The organism is Desulfobotulus sp., assembly GCF_034006065.1.
In the GTDB taxonomy this organism is placed as follows: Bacteria; Desulfobacterota; Desulfobacteria; order Desulfobacterales; family ASO4-4; genus Desulfobotulus.
Genome location: NZ_JAVETM010000004.1, coordinates 93,968 through 111,701 on the forward strand (window position 1 = coordinate 93,968; position 17,734 = coordinate 111,701).

The 17,734-nt window shown below is 54.2% G+C and carries 16 protein-coding genes and 1 pseudogene; 8 read left to right on the plus strand and 9 right to left on the minus strand.

The window, feature by feature from the left end:
- The first annotated feature begins 356 nt into the window (after positions 1 to 356).
- Both RBR60_RS03400 and RBR60_RS03405 read left to right on the plus strand, forming a co-directional pair.
- Positions 357 to 860 (plus strand): acyl-CoA thioesterase, encoded by a 504-nt coding sequence (locus RBR60_RS03400; protein WP_320354455.1) that lies wholly within the window; start codon positions 357 to 359, stop codon positions 858 to 860.
- A 49-nt stretch (positions 861 to 909) separates the two neighbouring features.
- Positions 910 to 2,583: a hypothetical protein gene (locus tag RBR60_RS03405; RefSeq protein ID WP_320354456.1), complete on the plus strand. Its 1,674-nt coding sequence runs from the start codon at positions 910 to 912 to the stop codon at positions 2,581 to 2,583.
- Between the two features lie 180 nt (positions 2,584 to 2,763).
- On the opposite strand, the gene RBR60_RS03410 is transcribed toward RBR60_RS03405, so the two are convergent.
- The 3 genes from RBR60_RS03410 to trmB all read right to left on the minus strand — a co-directional run bounded on the left by RBR60_RS03410 (position 2,764) and on the right by trmB (position 5,135).
- Complete coding sequence (locus RBR60_RS03410; RefSeq protein ID WP_320354458.1) at positions 2,764 to 3,660, minus strand: glutamate--tRNA ligase family protein; 897 nt, start codon at positions 3,658 to 3,660, stop codon at positions 2,764 to 2,766.
- Positions 3,654 to 4,364, minus strand: a complete 711-nt coding sequence (locus tag RBR60_RS03415) for a hypothetical protein (protein ID WP_320354459.1) — start codon at positions 4,362 to 4,364, stop codon at positions 3,654 to 3,656. Before RBR60_RS03415 ends, RBR60_RS03410 begins: the two co-directional genes overlap by 7 nt.
- A 105-nt stretch (positions 4,365 to 4,469) precedes the next feature.
- Positions 4,470 to 5,135 carry a tRNA (guanosine(46)-N7)-methyltransferase TrmB gene (gene trmB / locus RBR60_RS03420; RefSeq protein WP_320354461.1) on the minus strand — a complete coding sequence of 222 codons (666 nt, stop codon included), beginning with the start codon at positions 5,133 to 5,135 and terminating at the stop codon, positions 4,470 to 4,472.
- 220 nt (positions 5,136 to 5,355) lie between these two features.
- Here trmB and RBR60_RS03425 point away from each other — a divergent pair, with 220 nt between their 5' ends.
- From RBR60_RS03425 to RBR60_RS03435, 3 genes are all read left to right on the plus strand, one after another.
- Positions 5,356 to 5,766, plus strand: a complete 411-nt coding sequence (locus RBR60_RS03425) for a thioesterase family protein (RefSeq protein WP_320354463.1) — start codon at positions 5,356 to 5,358, stop codon at positions 5,764 to 5,766.
- A 168-nt stretch (positions 5,767 to 5,934) separates the two neighbouring features.
- Positions 5,935 to 7,332, plus strand: coding sequence for a TrkH family potassium uptake protein (locus RBR60_RS03430; protein ID WP_320354465.1), 1,398 nt, complete (start codon positions 5,935 to 5,937; stop codon positions 7,330 to 7,332).
- A gap of 8 nt (positions 7,333 to 7,340) precedes the next feature.
- Positions 7,341 to 8,003, plus strand: a complete 663-nt coding sequence (locus RBR60_RS03435; protein WP_320354467.1) for a TrkA family potassium uptake protein — start codon at positions 7,341 to 7,343, stop codon at positions 8,001 to 8,003.
- A gap of 115 nt (positions 8,004 to 8,118) precedes the next feature.
- On the opposite strand, the pseudogene RBR60_RS03445 reads toward RBR60_RS03435, so the two are convergent.
- The 3 genes and pseudogenes from RBR60_RS03445 to RBR60_RS03455 form a co-directional block, all read right to left on the minus strand.
- Positions 8,119 to 8,702 (minus strand): annotated as a pseudogene (locus tag RBR60_RS03445) (acetate--CoA ligase family protein).
- Positions 8,633 to 10,222 carry an acetate--CoA ligase family protein gene (locus tag RBR60_RS03450; protein WP_320354473.1) on the minus strand — a complete coding sequence of 530 codons (1,590 nt, stop codon included), beginning with the start codon at positions 10,220 to 10,222 and terminating at the stop codon, positions 8,633 to 8,635. The pseudogene RBR60_RS03445 and the gene RBR60_RS03450 overlap by 70 nt, the downstream one beginning before the upstream one ends.
- A gap of 223 nt (positions 10,223 to 10,445) precedes the next feature.
- Positions 10,446 to 11,048 carry a TetR/AcrR family transcriptional regulator gene (locus RBR60_RS03455; protein ID WP_320354476.1) on the minus strand — a complete coding sequence of 201 codons (603 nt, stop codon included), beginning with the start codon at positions 11,046 to 11,048 and terminating at the stop codon, positions 10,446 to 10,448.
- A 268-nt stretch (positions 11,049 to 11,316) separates the two neighbouring features.
- Here RBR60_RS03455 and surE point away from each other — a divergent pair, with 268 nt between their 5' ends.
- Positions 11,317 to 12,003 (plus strand): 5'/3'-nucleotidase SurE, encoded by a 687-nt coding sequence (gene surE, locus RBR60_RS03460; RefSeq protein ID WP_320354478.1) that lies wholly within the window; start codon positions 11,317 to 11,319, stop codon positions 12,001 to 12,003.
- Positions 12,004 to 12,174: 171 nt separating this feature from the next.
- On the opposite strand, the gene RBR60_RS03465 is transcribed toward surE, so the two are convergent.
- The gene (locus tag RBR60_RS03465) at positions 12,175 to 12,480 is read right to left on the minus strand and encodes a helix-hairpin-helix domain-containing protein (RefSeq protein WP_320354479.1); all 306 of its coding nucleotides are present in this window, start codon (positions 12,478 to 12,480) and stop codon (positions 12,175 to 12,177) included.
- A 24-nt stretch (positions 12,481 to 12,504) separates the two neighbouring features.
- Between RBR60_RS03465 and RBR60_RS03470 the strand changes: the two genes are divergently transcribed.
- Positions 12,505 to 12,651 carry a hypothetical protein gene (locus tag RBR60_RS03470; protein ID WP_320354480.1) on the plus strand — a complete coding sequence of 49 codons (147 nt, stop codon included), beginning with the start codon at positions 12,505 to 12,507 and terminating at the stop codon, positions 12,649 to 12,651.
- A gap of 183 nt (positions 12,652 to 12,834) precedes the next feature.
- Here RBR60_RS03470 and RBR60_RS03475 read toward each other — a convergent pair whose 3' ends face one another.
- Entirely contained in the window at positions 12,835 to 14,220 is a 1,386-nt protein-coding gene (locus RBR60_RS03475; RefSeq protein WP_320354481.1) for an FAD-binding oxidoreductase, read from the minus strand.
- Positions 14,221 to 14,319: 99 nt separating this feature from the next.
- Positions 14,320 to 15,696: a chromosomal replication initiator protein DnaA gene (dnaA, locus tag RBR60_RS03480; RefSeq protein WP_320354482.1), complete on the minus strand. Its 1,377-nt coding sequence runs from the start codon at positions 15,694 to 15,696 to the stop codon at positions 14,320 to 14,322.
- 1,007 nt (positions 15,697 to 16,703) lie between these two features.
- Here dnaA and pdxA point away from each other — a divergent pair.
- Entirely contained in the window at positions 16,704 to 17,702 is a 999-nt protein-coding gene (gene pdxA, locus RBR60_RS03485) for a 4-hydroxythreonine-4-phosphate dehydrogenase PdxA (protein ID WP_320354483.1), read from the plus strand.
- The last annotated feature ends 32 nt before the right edge of the window (positions 17,703 to 17,734 follow it).

A 17,734-nucleotide genomic window follows, 5' to 3' on the forward strand; every position in this document is an offset into this window, starting at 1 on the left:
GCTTTCCTGACATCTGCGGGACTCACCAGAAAACGTTTGGGTATTGCGGAAAGAAAGCATAGGGATCTTTTAAAAAAAATCAAGCATAAACAGGCTTTTGCATAAAACTTATCGCTCTTGCCTGATATATCAGAAGACAACAGCAAAGGGTCTTAAAATTCAACGTCCTAAAAACGGATATATCGGCTCAATGGGGCGAACCTGGAATTGACAAGTCAGAAAAACGGGCACTATACTGGCACCCAAATCACCCTGCCCTTGCATGAAAACAGGCATGGGTGAGATATCCTTATCCCTTTTTCGCGGCCGCAGGCCTCTCATCAGGCCCTCAGGCGCAGATGCCAGGAGAAGCTCCCATGCAAGGAAAAACCATCCGGGAAAGCCGTGTGATCCTTTCCCATCTCATGCTGCCGGAAGACACTAACCCTGCGGGGAATGTCCATGGCGGTGTGATCATGAAATACATTGACAACGCCGCAGGAGTGGTCGCCGTACGCCATGCGCGTAAACTCTGCGTGACAGCCTCTGTGGACCGCCTGGATTTTCATAATCCCGTTTTCATCGGCAATCTGCTCATCATCAAAGCCAGCCTCAACCTTGTGGGCAGCACCTCGGCCGAAGTCGGCGTACGCGTGGAAGCCGAAGATGTACTCACAGGCAAGATCCGCCATGTGGTTTCCGCCTATCTCACCTTTGTCGCCCTGGACGATCAGATGAGACCAACGACCATGCCCCCCCTTATTCTGGAAAACGATGAGGAAAGAAGACGAAACAAAGAAGCCATAGACCGCCGCAAAGTTCGCCTTGCAGAAAAACAAAAGGAAAAAATCTGCCAGCACAGTCCGGAACTCTGTCCCTGACTTTCCGGGGCGCTCCGGGAGCGCCCCGCCCATCCCAGGGGAAAAAATCATGCGCTTTTCCATCCTTCGCCCATTCCTTTTTCTGTTCAGCTTCTCAGCCCTTGTGTGGCTTTTTCTTCCTTTGGTTTCCGCAGACCCTGTCCAGAGTCTCCCCCTTCCCCCCTCCTCCCACCCGCCCTCCGCTCTGGAAACCCTCAAGGATCTCCAGCATTCCATCCAGGCCCTTGAAAACAGTATCCTTGAAATGGAAACGGCCTATGTAAAAACCCCCATTGAAGAACGCAGACAGGCCATACGCGCAGAACTCCGACGGCAGCTCTCCCTTCGGGATGCCTACCAGCGGGAATTTGAATCCATTGCCACGGGCATGGAGATTGAAGGCACAGATGGCGGCCCCATCCGGGCCTTTCGCCTTGAAGAAGAAATCATGGAGGTTCTGCGTCCTCTCATCGAAGGCCTCAAGCAGATGACTTCAAGGCCAAGAGAGCTGGAACGCCTGCGCAAGGACCTTGCCTTTTATGAAAATACACTTCCTGGAATCCGACAGGCCATTGCCAGGGTCAGTGCTTTCAAGGAGGCAGCGAAAGATCCGCTTTTAAAGCAGCACCTTTCGGAAACCCTCTTGTCCTGGCATGAAAAGGAGAAGGAAACCTTAAGGCAGATCCGAAGGCTTTCCTTTCAGCTGGATCAGAAAACCGATCCCAAAGAACCCATGCTCACATCCCTGCAAAAGGGATTCATGACCTTTATCAAAACCCGGGGGCGTAACCTTTTTCTCGCCTTTTCCGCCTTTGTGGGCACCTTTCTGTGTTTAAGGCTCCTCTACTGGCGATGGACCCAGAATCAGAAAAAATCTCCGCCCCCCCTCCATCACCGCCTGCTCCAGCTCGTCTTTCACAGCACCACGGCCTTGGCCTCCATCAGCGCCGCCCTCCTCCTTCTCTACGCCTTTGGCGACTGGATGCTCCTCAGCATCGCTCTTTTGCTTCTCATCGCCCTGGTCTGGTCCGCGCGCAACGGTATGAGCCAGTTCTGGGAGCAGGGCAAGCTTATCCTCAACATGGGCACCCTGCGGGAGGGTGAACGCGTCATTTACCAGGGCCTTCCATGGAAAGTGGAAAGGTTGGCCCTGTATGGGGTTCTCGTCAATCCTGAGCTGGAAGGCGGCATCCTGCGCATGCCCCTGAAACATCTCATCGGCATGCAGTCCAGGCCCTTTATGCCCGAAGAGCCCTGGTTTCCCTCCCGCAAACACGACATCCTGCTACTGGAAGGCGATCAGATTGCAAGGGTGATCCTGCAGACACCGGAACAGGTGGTGGCGGAACTGGAAGGAGGCGCACAGCAGACCTGGCCTGCCGGAGTTTTTCTGGGGCTCAGCCTTTGCAACCTCAGCCGCACGGGCTTTGGTATCCGCATTGTTCTTCACCTGCACCGCAGGCTTCAACAGGACATCACGGAAAACATTCCCCGCACGCTCAAGGCCTTCATGGAAAAAAAGCTCGCAAGCCACACCGCAGGCAAGACCTTATTGGATCTTGAGGTCTCTTTTATGGAAACCGCGCCCTCTTCCCTGGATCTCAGAATTTTTGCGGCTTTTCCACCGGATGCGGCAGCCCAATACCTCTGGTTGCAACGCCACCTGCGAAAGGTCGCCTTGGAGGCCTGCACCCATCTGGGCTGGGAAATTCCTCTGCCCCAACTTACTCTCCACAGCGGGTGAAGATCCCTGCGCATCCATGAAAGCCTCTTTTTGCTCAAAAAAGCCTTCCCAGGGCATATCCCCGATAAAACCCCCCATGTCCTGTTCCACGACATTCAGGCCCCATGGTGAATCCACTCCTGGGCCTTCAAAGGCAAAGATGGAAAAAAGAGGGGGGAAAGCGCTCCTATGCCCAGGTTTTCAGAAACCCGCCTCCCCAAGGGCATGCCCAAGGTCTCCGAGGCTTGCGATCCTCCGGGAATCCAGTTGCAGAAAATCCGCCACCAAACGGTAAACATCCACACAGGAAAGTCCCTTTTCCCGCATATCACAAAGCGCATGATCCCCTTTGGATTTGGATAATTTCTTTCCGCCTTCTCCGGGAATCAATCCATGGTGTACAAAAACCGCCTGAGGAAAATATTCAAGGCCCAGAACACGGGCCAGAAAAAGCTGAGCTGCTGTGGAAGAAAGAAGATCCGCCCCCCGCACCACCAGATTGATGGCCCAGGCCTCATCCTCCAGAACCGACGCCAGGTGATAGGCAGCAAGATTTTCCTTGCGCCACAGCACAAAATCCCCGAAATCCGCATCCACCCGGATATGCTGACTCCCCACACCAAGCACGGTCTGCGGAGGCACATGCAGCCGTACGGTGGTTTTTCCCGGCTTCCATGACAGACCCCGGTTTCTGCACAGTCCGGGATAAACAGCCCCGAACCCCGCAGAAGCAATGCTTTTCCTTGAACAGTCACACACATAAGCAAGCCCGTTCTCCAGAAGGGGAGAAAGACTTCTGGCATAGAAATCCATGCGTTGCATCAGGGAAAAGCGTGCATGAAAATCCTCAGGCCCCGAAGGCCCCGTATCCCAGTCCAGCCCCAGCCAATCCAGGGAATAAAAAATATCCTCCACCACCTCAGGCCGGACGCGGATGCCGTCCATATCGTCAATGCGCAGATGCAGACGCCCCCCTCTCCGTCGCACCAGAAGCCAGGTGAGAATAAAGTTCAGAGCATTTCCGATATGGAGAAAACCACTGGGAGTAGGGGCAAAGCGGGAGATGGGAAGGGCTGGCAGGATAAACGGTTTCAGCATCCCACACCCGCAACAAGAAAAACGCCCTTTTCAAGGCTGCGGCGCGCCCGGGCCATCAACTCTTCCAGGCTGTCTCCCGGCCTGTAGGCGGCCACGGACCACAAAAGCTGTAAATCTTCGCAGAAGCCTTTTCTTTTCAGGTGTTCTTCTATGCGCCTGGCAAGAATCCCTGCCTCTCCATCATCGCCTTCCACCAGGATGCCCAGGGTTACCCCATCCATGGGAATCAGGGCATCGGTGAGACGGATCTCCTGGCGTGACACCAAAAGGATGGTGGATAAACGATCCCTTTTCTTCCGGGCCCAGGAGAAAAAGGCTTTTTTTTCCTCCGCCTGCCATCGGCAGAGAACAAAGGAAAAGGCTCGCCCTTCCCTGCGCTGACGGTAAACGGCCTTTTCAAAAAAATCCTCGGCCCGCTGCTGCACCACAGATGAAAACAAGGCCTGGTCCTTGCTGACGTTCCGGGCCAGGGCAAAACAAAAAACAAGGGACACAAGGGCAGCCCCCAGGGCCAGAAGGGTGTTGCGCAAGAAAATCCAGGCGAGAGTGCCAGGATCCGCAAGCACCTCAGGGCCCAAAGCCGCCATGGAGGCAAGAAGGGCCTCCACCTCCTGCGCGCTCCTGTACTGGGCGAGGCAGAAAAAAATTGTCAGTATCCAGAATCCCCATCCCCATGGCCCCATACGGGAAAAAAAAGATGCCATCCCCCAAAACCTCCTCCATGCTTTTTCCCATGGCGTTGTCATGGCATTACAAAGGCCTCGCACCCCATGGCTTCAGAGCATTCTTCATATCCCAATCCCCCGCCTTCATTCCAGACAAAACTCCATGAATTTCACAGAAAAACCTTTTTTACGAAACTCCAGCTCAAAATGACTTTCCACATCCACAATGTCCGGATCATCAATATCAGAAGCATGGAGATTGTCCGTGGCCCTGCACAACCTGGCCCCCGCCTTGTCCAGATTCTCAAGGGTATAATCATAAAGCCCCCGATGATCCGTCTTGCAACGGATCATCCCTCCGGGCCGGAGAAAAGAACGGTAAAGATTCAGAAAACGGGGGGAGGTCAGCCTCTTTTTCCCCGTAAGATTTCCAGGGATGGGATCCGGGAAGGGAATCCAGATAGCCTCTGCAAAATCTGCCGGAAAATAGGCGGGAAGATGGTCAATGCGGGCCCGCACAAAAAAAACATTTTCAAGTCCCTTTTCCTCAGCCCGGCTGGCCCCTACCCAAAGCCGATCGGACTTCACATCTACGCCAATGAAACTTTTTTCCGGATAACGTTCCGCCAGCCCTACGGTATATTCGCCCTTTCCACACCCCAACTCCAGGACCACAGGCCTGCCGGGCTCCAGCAGATGCGCAGGCCAGGACGGTTCAAGGGCAATGGGATCCACCCCCTTGAGTTTTGGGAAAAATACCCGATCCATCTGCTGTATATCCTTGTAACGAAAACTTTTCTTCCTTGCCACGCAGCGCCTCCATGAAAATTGACAGACATTCACGGAAAGCCTCTTAGCAGAATATGGAAACCATGGAAAGCAGGGGCTTGGCTGTCTCTGATGAAAAAGACTTTTCACGCCGCATGGGGATTGACAAGGCGGAGCCCGGCTGTTAGGCATGGGGCCCGCGCCATGGCGGCGGACGCCAGGCTGATCTGACAAAAACATATTGAAAAACAAGGATTTTATTATGAATGGCGTGCCTGTCATCCGTATCCGAGGATACCACACCGACCTCTACGGCCATGTGAACAATGCCCGCTACCTTGAGTTCCTTGAAGAGGGACGCTGGCGTCTTTTTGAGGATTTTCTCGACCTTGACGGGTGGATGAAAAGGGGCTTTTCCTTTTTTGTGGTCAACATCAATATCCACTACAAGCGATCCATTGAGCTGCATGAAACCATCGAAATACATTCCGGCATTCTCCGCTATGGCAACAAATCCGCCGTGCTGCGCCAGAAAATCTTTTTGCAAGGTACGGACATTCTCTGCGCAGAAGCCGATGTCACCTTTGTGGTCATTGGCAAAGAAACCTCCGGAGCCCTTCCCATCACAGGAGAAATCCGCGAGCGTTTATCTCCTCTCCCCATGGCTTCCTGAAATCCCTCCACCGGCATGCCTGCGCAGATCGTAAAAAACCATGGCTTTTTTCATCAAAAAAGAATAAAGATGCCGCTTGCGGGAACCTCTTCCCATGAAAAGGGCTGGGACACCCGATCCCAGCCCCTCTCATCCGCCATACGTTTCCTGAAATGGATAAGGATGCCCATGCCCTCCTTTGCCTTCTCTGGTCCCTCCAGACCCCTTCGATGGATACGCGCCTTTTTTCAGACGCCCTCCCGCATTCCGGTCACAGGATTTCTTTTCATCATCCTCACAGGCACCCTGCTTCTCAAACTTCCCTGGGCCACATACCCGGACCTTTTGTCCTGGACAGACGCCTTTTTCACCGCCACTTCCGCAACCTGTGTCACGGGTCTTGTGGTGTTGGATACGGCGGAAACCTTCACGCCCCTGGGAAGGGGCATTGTTCTCATGCTGATCCAGATCGGCGGCGTGGGTACCATGACCCTTTCCACCCTCATCCTCATGGCTGCTGGCCGCAGACCAGGCATCCGGGACCGAAACCTCCTCCAGGACACCTTCACCCATGGAACCGATAAAAGCCCAGCCCGCATTGTCAGCGATGTCCTGCGCCTTACCCTTGTTGTGGAAGCCCTGGGCGCCCTCGGTCTTTTCATTCGCTTTCTCTGGGATATGCCGCCTTCGGAGGCCCTGGGCCATGCGGTCTTTCACAGCATCAGCGCCTTCTGCAATGCAGGATTCGCCCTTTTCCCCGACAGCCTTGTGGCCTACAGACAAGACAAGGCCGTCAATCTCATTGTGGCAGCGCTTATCATTACCGGTGGATTCGGCTTCCTTGCCATCGCGGAAATCCGGGACCAGATCCGGACCCGCCCCCAGCGCCTCTCCCGCCTCAGCCTCCACACCCGGCTGGTGCTCAGTGTAACCCTTATCCTTCTTTTTTCCGGAACCCTTCTTTTTTTCCTCATGGAATCCCGCAACACCCTTTCATCCATGGGCCCAGGCCAGAGTCTCATGGCCTCTTTCTTCCAATCCGCAACCCTGAGAACCGCAGGCTTCAACACCCTTCCCTTTGAGCAAATGACTTCCGTCACCCTCTTTGCCTGCCTTGTCTTCATGTTCATTGGCGGCAGCCCCGGATCCTGCGCCGGAGGGGTGAAAACCACCACAGCCGCAACACTCTTTCTCCTGGGGCTCGCGCGCCTCCAAGGTCGGGAGAGACCCCAGATTTTTTACCGGAGCATTCCCGAAGCCAGCATCACCCGCGCCATGAGCGTCTTTCTTCTCAGTCTTTTTGTCATTGGTCTTGCCATCATGGGGCTGCTCATCACAGAAAGCCACGCCCTGCCCCATCCGGAAAGCAAAGGTCTTTTCCTTGAAATCGCCTTTGAGGCCACCAGCGCCTTCGCCACTGTGGGGCTTTCCACAGGTCTTACCCCCAATCTTTCTGTGGCTGGAAAGTGGATCGTCATCTTTCTCATGTTCACAGGCCGGGTGGGGCCCCTTGTACTGGCCGTAGCCATCAGTCGTAAAAGCGGCAGCCGTTTCCGTTATGCCGAAGAACCCATCATGATCGGATAGGATATCCCATGAAACAGTTTGCCATTATCGGACTTGGCAGTTTTGGATTTTACCTTGCCACACGTCTCTACCAAAAAGGACACGAGGTCATTGCCATTGATAAGGATGCCTCCCTCATCCAGGAAATCCGGGATCAGGTCACACAAGCCATCATCGCAGACGCCACAGATGCCAAGGCCCTGGAAGCCATCGGCCTGCGCGCCATGGATGCGGCCATTGTATGTATGGGATCCATTCTCAGCGAATCCATCCTTGCCACCCTCAACCTGAAAGAAATCGGATGCAAAGTCGTGTATGCCAAGGCGCACAGCGAATCCCATGGTCGCATTCTTGAAAAAATAGGCGCAACGGAAGTTCTCTTCCCGGAAAAAGACCAGGCCATCCAGCTTGCAGAACGCCTGCATACACCCAACATGCTGGATTTTCTTCCCTTTGCCGAAGATCATGCCATTGTGCAGCTCACAATACCCAAACCCTTTGTGGGAAAATCCCTAAAAGACATCAACCTCATCAATCGTTTTGGCATACAGGTGGTTGCGGTTCAGGAGGTTTTACCTGACCGCCTCAACATGATTCCAAAGGCCGACTACGTTCTCAAAAAAGGCGACAATCTCATCATTCTCGGCCCTAACCGCTCCATCGAAAAACTCCGAAAAAATTATCCTGAATAAAAAAAGGGAAAAACCCTTTTCTGGGCTCCTCCCCTTTCTTTTTTTAATACCCTGCGGCTCCGGACATACCGGACTGCGATCCGCAGGGCTCTTTTTAAAATTTTAAAAACCTTTTTCAGCGCACAATGCGCGCCCGAACATCCAGGGCCATGGCCCTGCCATCCCTGAAAATCCGCACCGGATTCAGATCCAGCTCCACAATCTCCGGATGGGCGGCCACAAGGGTGGAAACCCTGGAGACCAGAGCAGCAAACGCGCCCGTATCCACTGCCATGCCCCCCTGGCACCCTCAAGGAGGGCATAGGATTTCAAGGCTTTAAGCCGCTCTTGCACCTTTTCAGGGGATGCGGGACAAAGCAGGTTGTCCACATCCTTGAAAATCTCCACAAAAACACCGCCATACCCAAAGAAGACCACAGGTCCGAAAGCCGCATCCAGGCTTGCACCCACAAACATATCATGCCCTTCCTCAGCCATTTGCACCACACGCACCCCTTCAAAACGCGCACCCGGCAGATGGCGCAAAAGGGAGGTGCGGATGGCTTCAAAGGCTTCCCCCACGGCTTTGGGGTCTCTGAGTCCCACCTTCACCCCTCCCACATCGGATTTGTGCAGGGCATCCGGGCTGATCACCTTAAGCACCACAGGATATCCCAGCCTATCCGCCGCAGCCACGACTTCCTCAGGACTTGGGGCCACAAGGCTTTCCGGTGTGCCAATCCCATGGGCGCGGAGGACTTCCAGAAATTCCTCCCCCACATCCCCCGCATGGTTCCCCAGAGCCCCCTCACCGCATCTGTGGTTTCAGCCAGAGGCGCTGCGTTTTCCCCGGCCAGGGCTGCACGGCGGGCGTGGTAGTCCCGCTGCATGGCCAATGCCCGGATCATGGATTCCGGACTGTTGAAAAGGGGATAGGGGAAATTACGTTTTAGCCTGTCCAGGGTCGGTGAGGTCCCAAGGATCACCGCGCCCAGGGGTTTTCCGGAAGAACGCACGGCACCGATGGCCTCCCGTGAAATATCCGTCTGGAAAAGACGCGTGAACACATCCTTTTCCTCCTTATGGGGCATATCCGGCCACTGGCTGAAGAAGATGGCTCCGTCCACCCCTTCGCTGTGCAGCACACCGTGAAAAATGGAGGCATAGTGGGACATATCATACACATCCCCCAGATCCAGGGGGTTGGAGAACTTGATGATCCCCGCATTCCCCTTTTTCTGCATGTCGTCATAAAAGGCCTCGCCCGGATCCGCCATGGAAAATCCGTTTTTCTCGCAATTATCGGCCATGATGACACAGCCTCCGCCGATGGGACTCATGATCATCATCCGGTTGCCCCTCAGGGGCGGCAGGTCAAAGGCCTTGGCCGCATCAATGAAATCATTGAAGTGGTGCAGACGAATAATCCCTGCCTCCTTAAAGGCCGAATCCATCACACTCTCATCCGAAGCCAGGGCCGCCGTATGGCTCATGGCGGCCTTCTGGCCCGCCTTTGTGACACTGGACTTGTAGATAAGGATGGGCTTTTCGATCTTTCGCGCCGCCTCCACCAGGGCCCGGCCATCCACCACAGACTCCAGATACATACCGATAACCCGGGTATCCGGATCCCTTCCAAGGTATTCCAGAATCTCAATTTCCGTAATATCCAGCTTGTTGCCGATGCTTGCAAATTTGGCCAGGCCCACATTTTCATTTCTCAGCTGATTCCACTGGAAAATCCCCAGTCCCCCACTCTGGGAAATCAGTGAAAATCCCCCTGTGGGCGGCTTATGGATGGGCACAAAGGGCAGACAGAGTCCGTTTCTTGTATTGGCCACAGCCAGGCAATTGGGGCCCACAAAACGAAGCCCGTATTGCCGTGCGCACTCCACGGTTTTTTGGGCCAGGGCTTCCCCTTCTTCTCCCAGTTCATTAAAACCACCGGAGAGGAGGGTTAAATAGCGGATACCGAACCGACCGCAAGCTTCCACGGTTTCGGGAACATAACGGGCGGGAATGAGAAGGACGGCAAGATCCGGAACCATGGGAAGCGCTTCCACGCTCCCATGCATGGAAATGCCATAAACCTGGGTTTCCTTGCCTCCGGGATGCACGCCGAAAATACGTCCCTTGTATCCCCATCGCAGGAGGTTTTCCAGAATCAGACGGGGAATGTTGTCCGATTTGGCAGACAGACCGAAAATGACGATGGACTCAGGATAAAAAAGTTTTTCCATGTACCGCTGACCTCCTTATTCCCAATGGATCTGCTGTTTTTTTAAGTAAACAATACTCACCTTTTGTGCCCCAAAAAAGCGCGCGGAATCCAGGCCGCAGACAAGCAAGCGCAGACAGTCGCCTCAGCCATTTTCTACCCGGAACCCACATGAAAAGACGGATCCGGGACAACGCTTCCCTGCACATGCAGGGTGCCCCCGTAGGCGCTGCCCCGGATCCGTACTATGTGGAAGGCCCTATGCCCTCGCGAACAACGGTGATCAATTGGCCCGCCACCCCCGCCACATCCAGCTCTCTGTGAAAAAGAACTCCCCAGAGGCAGGTATGTTCAATGGCCCCCAGAAGGATATCCCGCAAAAAACGAACATCCAGGTCCTGGCGGAAATCGCCGGAAGCCATGCCCTCTTCCAGCACGCCCTGCAGCATACGACTGTATACCCGAACACACCCATAGGCCCGGCTCGTAAAAAAATCCGGCAGGCTGCGTACCTCAATCAGGATGATGCGCGCAAAAACACGCTGGGTGGCATACACGGCAACGGTTTCATCGATAAAGGCATGCAATCGCCCGAAAATATCCTTTTCAAGATCCATTCTGGCGCGAATACGCAGTATCACGCCTTCAAACATTTCCTCCAGCACCTGATAGAGAAGATCCCTTTTGTCCTTGAAATATTTGTAGATCAAGCCCTCAGTCACTCCGGCCACCCGGGCGATTTCCGCAGTGGTGATGGCGTCAAAGCCCTGTTCTTCCATGAGCAGACGGAGCGCCTGCATGATTTTGATTCTGCCTGGGGGTTGTTTTCTGGATGGGACAGCCATCATGGGGCCTCTTCGGCGTGGGGTAAGAATCCGGATTAAAAAGTGAGTATTACTTACCTTATGCAAAACAACGGGGTCAAGATTTTTTTTCAAGCGAAATCAATATTTTATATGAACACATCTTCTGAAATAGAATTGCAATTCAAAAAGAATAAAGCCTATCCCGCCTCCGCCCGCCCTTCTCCCTTTTCTTCTCCGACATTCATTGCTATGTCTCACCCAGGAACCGCTCTTTGAGCCGCAACCTCCAAAGGAAAGTCTTTCCAAAATCATGAAAACCTTTCTTCTCACCAACGATGATGGCATGGATGCCCCAGGACTTGAGGCCCTGGAGGCTGCACTCCGCCCCCTGGCACGCGTGGTGGTCCTGGCCCCCGCCCACCCCCAGTCCGGCATCAGTCACAAGGTTTCCCTCTGGGAGCCCGTGGATGTGGTCAGCGAAGGCAAAGACAGATTCCGGGTTTCCGGAACCCCGGCAGACTGCGTCCGCATCGGGCTTCGGCAGATTGTCCCGGAAGCGGACTTTGTCTTTTCCGGCATCAATATCGGAGCCAACCTGGGCTACGACATCTACCTTTCCGGCACCGTGGCCGCAGCCCGGGAAGCCGCTTTCCAGGGCAGACCCGCCATGGCCCTTTCCCAGTACATTGCCTCAGAAAAAACCGACTGGCAGGCTGCCACCAGAATTCTCCATCATCTTTTGCCGGAACTTCTGGAGATTTCCCTGGAAAAAGGCGAGTTTTTCAACCTCAACCTCCCCGACGCCTCCATTCTCCAGACAAAAATTCCGGACTGGCAATTCTGCCCTCCGGAAAAAACGCCCTACGACACCTGCATCCGTCTCAATCATCAACAGTATGCCTACACCACCGACATCCACGCAAGACCCCGGCCGCCAGGGTCAGATGTGGATGTCTGTTTCGGCGGACAGATCGCCCTCACCCGCCTTTCCATATGAGAAACATAAAGGCCTGCCATGGGAAACCATGGCAGGTTCATATCGTTTTTACGGATCAAGACCCATCCGGAACACCCCATGGGATTTCACATTTTCCGGAAGCGCCTCCTTCTTTTCACCCGCGCATCGCAAATAAAAATCCGCGATGCGCACAAGCCTCAAGACCAAGGATCAGGAGGGTTTTTCTCCTTCTGCCGTTGACACCATGATGGAATCGCGAATTTTTTCCAGACTTTTCGGTCCTATGCCCTTAACGCGCAACAGATCCTCCACCCGCGTATAGGGTCCATTGGCTGTGCGCTCTGCAACGATGCCTTCCGCAAGGACCCGGCCAATGCCCTTGATCTGCATCAGTTCTTCCACACCCGCCCTGTTCACGTCCACCTTCCCTTCCTCAGCCAGAACCATGCCCGCCATGCCACAGATCCAGAAAAGGGTCATCAGGGCCACAACGCATTTCTTTCGCAATCCAATCATGAAACAATACCTCCGCAATTGAGAATGAGTGAAATCGCCGACCTGAAAACGGCCAGCGACAAGGATACGCCCTGGATACAGATCACCCATGGCGAGATCCGGATGCAAAAATGCTTTTCCCGCATTCCGCCGAATCCCGCCCCAAGGCAGAATTCCCCTTGGCAACGCTGAGAAACGCCAAAGCATTTCCATGGCAAAGGAATTCTGTCATTCTTCTTTTAAGGATACAGATGCTTATATTGTATAACGTATTGCGAAGGGAAATTTAAAACAGATGGGTGAAAAGGGCAAGGATTTTTTCTGAAAAAACGCGCCGGACATCCGAAGACAGACCCCGAAGGGGCACTGCGATTTTCAGAAAATCTTGTGAGGATTCAGAATACCCGCAGGATCAAAGGCTTTTTTAAGCCGCAGCATCAAGGCCTTTTCATCAGGACCAATTTCCATGTCTATATAAGGCTGCTTGGAAAGTCCCACCCCATGCTCACCCGACAGGGTGCCCCCGATTTCCAGGGTATACCGGAACAGGGCCTCCACCGCCCAGTTTGCCCGGCGCAGGGCCGAAGGGTCATTTTTATCCAGCATGATGTTAAAATGGATATTCCCGTCTCCGGCATGGCCAAAGCTCACCATCATCAGCCGGGTTTTCTCCCGTAACTCCCGGATCTTTTCCACCACATCGGGAATTCTTGAACGGGGCACCACAATGTCTTCATTGATTTTATGCGGGCCATAGCGGAAAAGAGCCGGAGATATCGCCTTTCTCGCAGCCCAGAGACGCTTGGCCTCTTCCGGAGAAGCCGCAACACGGACTTCCCTGGCTCCCATGCCCCTGCACAAGGCTGCCACATCTTCGGCCATGGCTGTCGTTTCCGCGGCCCGGCCATCCACCTCAATGATGAGCATGGCCCCTGCATCCACGGGAAGTTCTCCCGGCATACGGGTTTCCGCGCAACGAATCGCCGCCTGATCCATGTATTCTATGGTTCTTGGAATCAGTCCCCTTCGGATGATCTCCGAAACCGTGGCTGCAGCCCTGTCCATGGTATCGAACACCACGGTAAGGGTACGGACGGATTCGGGCAGTGGAAGAAGCCTTAGCGTCATGGCGGTAATCACCGCCAGGGTGCCTTCAGATCCCACAATCAGACGGGTCAGGTCATACCCCACCACGCCCTTGGCGGTCTGCACCCCTGTGTGGATGATCTCACCTGTGGGTAGCACGGCTTCAAGGCCCAGGACATAGTCCCGGGTAACCCCGTACTTCACGGCTCTGGGCCCTCCTGCGCACTCGGCAAGATTCCCGCCCAGGGTACAGAAAGCAGAACTTGCCGGATCCGGAGGATAAAAAAGCCCCCTTTGTTCCACAGCGGCATGGAAATCCGCCGTCACAACACCGGGTTCAACACGGGCTACCAGATTGTCCGTATCCACAGAGAGGATCCGATTCATACCCGCCATCACGAGCACCACACCACCGGCCACGGGAATGGCGCCTCCGGTCATACCGGATCCTCCGCCCCTTGGGGTCACGGGAATTCCGTGGCGGGTGGCTGCCTGCATCAGGGCTGAAATCTGCGCCACATCCCTGGCCCGCACCACGGCATCGGGAAGCGCACGTCCGGATGCCGCATCATAGCTGTAAAGGAGACGATCCGCTTCCGCATCGGAAAAGGCCTCCGCCCCCACGGCCCTCTGCAGTACATCCCGCATCCGCCATCCCAGTTTTTTCTGCGTCACAGAACTGCCTCCACAAAAAAGGGAGCCTCGGGCTCAAAGGGGTTTCCCTGGATTTCACCAGGGCTCTTTCACAAATAAAGACAGGGGTATCCGCCAGGCTTAAAACTCTCCGGATTCAATCTTACGCACCAGCACTTCCAGCTGACGCGCAACAGCAGTCTTTTCACGAACGCCCTTTTCCACAGCATTAATGGCGTGGATGGCTGTGGCATGGTAGCGGTTGAAGCTACGGCCTATGGCCTGAATGGATTGGTCCGTATATTTTCTTGAGAGGTAGATGGCCATCTGACGTCCCCGCACCAGGCCCTGTTTACGGGACTTGGAAATCATTTCATCGGGAGACACCCCGAACTCCCGGCAGACCAGAGCCTTGATTCCCTCCACCGTGATCTGACGCCTGCGGCAGGCAATGGTCTTCACAACACTTTCCGCCAACTCCAGATCAATGGGGGTTCCCAGAAGAGAATGTTTCGCGGTCACGCCGATCAGCCCGGACTCCAGCTGACGGATATTGTCCTCCAGCTCGCCTGCCAGATACTCCATCACCCGCATGGGGACATCCACAGCGCTTTCACGGCACCTTTTCTTCAGAATCCGCAGCCGGGTCTGAAAATCAGGCTTTTCAATGGGAGAAACAAGACCGGAAGAAAAACGGGAACGGAGCTGATCATTGAGTTTGGGGATTTCAGACGGCAGGGCGCATCCGGAAAAAATAATTTTTTTATCCGCCTCAAACAGATAATCAAGGGTCATGGCCAGCTCCTGCTGGGTTCTGTCCTTGCCTGTGAGGAAATGCACATCCTCCATCAGAAGTACATCGCACTGGGTTCTGTACTTTTCCTTAAACACATCCATGCTGCCGGAGCGCAGGGCCCCCACCATCTCGTTGGTGAAATCTTCAGCCGTCACATAGTAAATGCGATCCTGGGGCGATTGATTCAGAATATGGTGACCCACGGCCTGGGAAAGATGACTTTTACCCATCCCCGTATTGGATGAAAGAAAAAGGGTTTTCAGGTTTCCGCCTCCGCGCTGGGCCGCCAGGGAAAGCGCCGCAGAATAGGCAAAGTCATTGTTCTGGCCCACCACAAAACGGTCAAAGGTGAAATTCTTCCGCAGCATTCTGCCATGGACCAGCCTGGAAGCCACCTGGGGCAGCTCCATCTGTCTTTCCCTCTCCTGCACAAGCTTAGGAGCCTTGGGCCGTAAAGGCTGAAGGCCGGGCCGTTCGCCTCCTTCGGAAACGCCAAAGCGGATTTCAAGCCCTTTTCCCAGGGCCCGCTCCACCTCGCCCCGGATCAGAGCGCCGTAATGCTCCTGAATCCGTTTCTGGGAAAAGGCGTTGGCGCAGGTCAGTTCCACCGCATTGTCTTCACAAACACCAAGACCAATGGGCTCTATCCACATCCGGTAACTGTGGGCCGGCACATGGTTTTTGATACTTGTCTTGATACGGTCCCAGATGATGGCGTCCATATATCCCTGACTTCCTGATCTTTCACGTTCATCGATAAAAACCTGAACCCAGCATTGCCAGGGCACAGGCAAAAGCTCCCTTATCCCTTTCTGATCAAGGTAAAGAAGGGCTTACATGCATTCAAAAGGTCTGGCCGGATTCTTAATTTCAGAGCAACAACGCCGACAGCCCGCATATCCACGCCTCATGGACGGGCTGTGGTCCTTAGAAAAGTCAGACTGTACATAATCCACCCCTCCTTCCACGTCAAACCCGACCCTGCGGTGCTGGCGCTTCTTTGCCCGATGGGAGCAATCAGAAAATAAGAATCTGATTTTAAAGCATTTTTAAACGAAAGAACCGACAGGTCTTCAAAATTACACCCTTTTCATGCACAGGCTTCTTTTCATAAGAATTTTAAGAAGATCCCCATGGATCCGGCAGACCCAGCAATTTAATAATCTCTTGTTTTTGTCGATTTTCTCTGTTTTTTATTGAATATCTACCTTATCGACATACAAAGCCCTGTTTATCCATTCCTTTTTAACCCCGGATGAACAATGTCCAAGTTCCGAAAAGACCGGGGAAAAGCCTTGAAAGCCATGAACATCCTTGGGGACAAAAGAGGTCAATAAACAGCCTAAAGAATTGATTTAAAATAAAAATAATTTTTAAAACAAAAGCAAAAACCCTGCACCCGAACCTTTTTTTCCAAACAGGCTCCCCACATCCTACGCCCCTGCACATCCATCAACCTTTCCGCATACAGCTACATTTTTGCATGTTTTCCCGCAAATTTGATGGAAAATAGTGTATTTTCAAGACCACCGTGAAGGACTCTCCCAAGCCCCTGCCCTCCCTTTGCCCCAGGACTCCTGCCTTGCCTTTGATCCGGAAGCGGAGATTTGAAAAATAAAAAAAGCCACATTTTTTTTTGCCTTCCTTGCGATAGAGACGTAATGTTCTATGTTTTGTATCCTATGCCGGGCAGCTTTCCCGTCATGACACCCAAGGAGCCAGAAACCCTATGCAGCCACTCATTGCCATCACCATGGGAGACCCCGTGGGCATCGGCCCGGAAATCACCGTCAAGGCCCTGGCCGATCCTTCCGTACACAACCACTGCCGTCCCCTGGTCCTGGGAGATCCAGGCGTTCTCCAGGCCGCCATGACCCTGACGGGCAGGCATCTGCATATCCGGGAAATCCAGGCAGCAGATCAGGCGCTTTTTCAGCCCGGAACCCTCAATGTCCTTCCCTTGAGCCGCCTTGCCCTCCCTCCCCTCTGGGGGCGACCGGACAAGGCCACAGGAAAGGCCATGGCCCACTACATTCTCAAAGGAATCGACATGGCCCTCACAGGGGAAGCGGCCGCTCTCGTCACAGGTCCCATCAATAAATACGCCATGAACCTCTCCGGTTACCCTTACAGCGGACATACGGAACTCCTTGCCGAGCGCACGGGAACCCGCGACTATGTCATGATGCTGGCCGGAGACCGTATTCGGGTCAGCCTCGTCACCATCCACACAGCCCTGCGTCAGGTGGCAGACCTCATCACCCAGGAAAAAGTCCGCACCACCCTGCGCATCACACACAGGGCCATGGTGGAGCGTTTTGGCGTGCCTGCTCCCGCCATCGCCGTGGCAGGCCTCAATCCCCACGCCGGAGAATCGGGCATGTTCGGCGATGAGGAAGAACGCATCCTCCAGCCCGCTCTGGAACAGGCCCGCAGTGAAGGCATTGATGCCCAGGGCCCCTTCCCTCCGGACACCCTTTTTTACCACGTGGACCAGGGACGCTTTGATGCGGTGGTGGCCATGTACCATGATCAGGGCCTCATTCCTTTTAAAATGCGCCACTTTGAAGACGGGGTGAACACCACCCTGGGCCTTCCCATTATCCGCACCTCCGTGGATCATGGAACCGCCTATGACCTTGCCGGCAGGGGAAGGGCGGACGAACGGAGTATGCTCGCGGCCATCCGCATGGCCGCCCTCCACGCCAAAAACACCCAAAGCCGGTAAACCAATGGCCTCAAGCGCCGCAACGAAGGACC